Source organism: Arthrobacter sp. HMWF013, from assembly GCF_003061105.1.
GTDB lineage: Bacteria > Actinomycetota > Actinomycetes > Actinomycetales > Micrococcaceae > Arthrobacter.
In genome coordinates this window covers 1-2,696 of sequence record NZ_QAIQ01000431.1, presented here as the reverse complement: position 1 = coordinate 2,696, position 2,696 = coordinate 1, and the positions used below count along the sequence as shown (strand labels likewise).

Sequence of the window (2,696 nt, the reverse complement as noted above, 5' to 3'; positions counted from 1 at the left end):
GTTCACGCGCACCGCCGTCGAGGTCCCGGTGATCGGGCTCTGGTAGGACGGACACGGCGGCGTCTTCATCACTCCCACACTGCGGCACGCCCTGGCGGTGGCCAACGCCGGCGCACACGTGGTGGCGGTGGACGGCACCCGCCGCACGCGGCCGGACGGCCTGACCCTGGCCCGCACGGTCGCCGGGATCCACGCGGACTCCCATGCGCTGGTGATGGCGGATTGCGGTTCGTTCGAGGACGCCGCCGCCGCCGTCGAGGCCGGCGCGGACCTGATCGGCACCACCCTCTCGGGTTACTCCGGCGAGCGCCCCAAGACGAATGGCCCGGACCTCGAACTGCTTGAACAGATCGCCGCCGCCGGTTTCGGGGTGCCGCTGATCGCCGAAGGCCGGATCCACTCCCCCAGCCAGGCTAAGCAGGCGCTCGACGCCGGCGCGTTCGCCGTCGTCGTCGGGACAGCGATCACCCACCCGGCCACCATCACCGGCTGGTTCGCCGAGGCCCTGACATGATCCCCACCCCAAACGACGCAGGTGCCGGCTACCTTCTGTCCGGCACTGTCCTGACGGACGGCATGGCACTGGACAACGCTGTGGTGGCCGTCGCCGAAGGCCGCATCGCCTATGTCGGTCCGCGCGCAGGAATGGACGCTTCGTCGACGCGCGGTTTCGAGGAGCTCGAGCTGCCGCCAGCCAGCCTGATCCTGCCCGGGCTGGTGGATCTGCATTGCCATGGCGCGGCGGGCGGCGATTTCCCCACCGGTAACGCCGGATCCGCCCGGACCACCGTGGATTTCCTGCACCGCAGCGGCACCACCACCCTGCTGGCCAGCCTGGTGACGGCCTCCCGGGAGGATCTGCTCCGGGCCATCGGCGCCCTCACCCCGCTCGCCGACGAAGGGCTCATTGCGGGCATCCACTCGGAGGGCCCGTTCCTCTCCCACGCCCGCTGCGGCGCCCAGGATCCCCGGTTCCTGCTCAACCCTGACGTGTTTCTGCTGGGCGAACTGATCGAGGCGGCCGGCGGCCACCTCCGGACCATGACCTACGCCCCTGAACTGCCCGGCGCGGCGGCCCTGGTGAAGGTGCTCGCCGAGCATGGCGTGACGCCGTCGCTGGGCCACACGAACGCGGATACACGGACGACGGCAGACTCACTGACCGAGGCGGCGCGACTGCTGGCGGCCTCCGGGCGGCCGGGGGTCTCGCGTCCCACGGTGACGCATCTGTTCAACGGGATGCCGCCGCTCCATCACCGCGCTCCCGGCCCTGTCGCTGCATGCCTGCGGCTGGCACGCGCGGGGACGGCCGCCGTCGAGCTCATCGCCGACGGCGTGCACCTCGACCCGGAAACAGTGCGGATGGTTTTCGAACTGGTAGGTGCCGGGAACGTCATCCTGGTGACCGATTCGATGGCGGCCACCGGGCTGCCCGACGGCGACTACGAACTTGGCCCGTCCGCCGTCACGGTCAGTGGCGGCGAAGCACGGCTGCGGAGCAACGGTTCGCTCGCGGGCGGGACGGCCACGCTGCTGGACGTTGTGCGGCGGACCATCGGTGCCGGCGTGGAGCCGGCCGCCGCCGTCCAGTCCGCTACGGCGGTTCCGGCCCGGATCCTCGGTCTCCACAACGAGCTGGGGAGCCTGCGCGCGGGACTGCGTGCCGACGTCGTGGTGGTGGACGGGAACTTCGAGCGCACCCTGGTGATGCGTGAAGGGCAAGTGTTGGCGGGTCAGTAGGCTGGCTGCCGGCAGTGATGCCGGCCGCGCCTTACGAGGGTTGGTATTCGCGGTGCAGCGTCCGCGTGCGCTCCCCGGCAAGCTTGATCATGGCCTGGGTTCCCCGGGAGGCTGGACGGATCCCGGCTGGACGCCCGGTCGTTGGGTGTCAGACCCCAGCCACTGAGCCGGACACCCGCACGGTGACCTGCCCGCGCCCCTCATCCAGCTGCGCGGCGGCGGCTTCGTCGGCCACCACCGTCACGTGCGGATGAAGCTGCAGGACCGATGCCGGGCAGTCAGCGGTGACGGGTCCGTGGAGGGCGGCGGCGAGGATGCCTGCCTTGTCCGGCCCGTTGACAACCAGCAGCAGGTGCCGGGCCTCAAGGATGGTGCCGAGTCCCTGGGTGATGCAGCGCAGCGGCACCTCTTCCGGAGGGGTGAAGTAGCGGGCGTTGGCCTCACGCGTGCGTTCGGTGAGAACCTCCACCCGCGTCCGGGAGTCCAGGGCGGAGCCGGGCTCATTGAAGGCCAGGTGACCGTTGTGGCCGATGCCGAGGATCTGAACGTCTACGCCCCCAACAGCCGCAATGGCAGCGTCGTATTCGGCCGCGGCCGCCGCGGGATCGGCCGCGGACCCGTCCGGCACGCGCACGTTGGCAGGGTCCAGGTGCAGCCGCTCCGTCACTTCGCGCCGGACCACTTCGGCGTAGCTTTCGGGATGCCCCGCGGGCAGGCCAACGTACTCGTCCAGGGCGAATGCACGGACGGAGGACATGTCCAGCCGGTGGTTCGCGAGCGCAGCGTAAATGGGCAGCGGCGATCCGCCGGTGGCTACGCCCAGGACGGCGTCCGGCTTGCTGCGGATGACGGCGGCCAGTATTCCGGCGGCAACGGAGCCGGTGGCTGAGGCGGTAGGCACAACAAAAATTTCCACGTCAAAGGCACTCTCTACAAAGGGGCGGGCAGACAAAGGG

General features: G+C 70.4%; 2 protein-coding genes and 1 pseudogene. 2 read left to right on the top strand and 1 reads right to left on the bottom strand.

Annotated features, from left to right (window positions below; genetic code table 11):
- Together DBR22_RS15700 and nagA are read left to right on the top strand one after the other, a co-directional pair.
- A pseudogene (locus tag DBR22_RS15700) lies at window positions 1-514 on the top strand (N-acetylmannosamine-6-phosphate 2-epimerase); the annotation flags it as partial.
- Window positions 511-1,740 carry an N-acetylglucosamine-6-phosphate deacetylase gene (nagA, locus tag DBR22_RS15695; protein WP_108599792.1) on the top strand — a complete coding sequence of 410 codons (1,230 nt, stop codon included), beginning with the start codon at window positions 511-513 and terminating at the stop codon, window positions 1,738-1,740. The pseudogene DBR22_RS15700 and the gene nagA, both read left to right, overlap by 4 nt.
- A gap of 148 nt (window positions 1,741-1,888) precedes the next feature.
- Here nagA and DBR22_RS15690 read toward each other — a convergent pair whose 3' ends face one another.
- Complete coding sequence (locus DBR22_RS15690) at window positions 1,889-2,656, bottom strand: glucosamine-6-phosphate deaminase (protein WP_108599791.1); 768 nt, start codon at window positions 2,654-2,656, stop codon at window positions 1,889-1,891.
- Between the last annotated feature and the right edge of the window lie 40 nt (window positions 2,657-2,696).

Excerpts from the sequence above, each read along its gene's own strand:
- nagA (WP_108599792.1), top strand. The coding sequence starts at position 511 with ATGATCCCCACCCCAAACGACGCAGGTGCCGGCTACCTTCTGTCCGGC.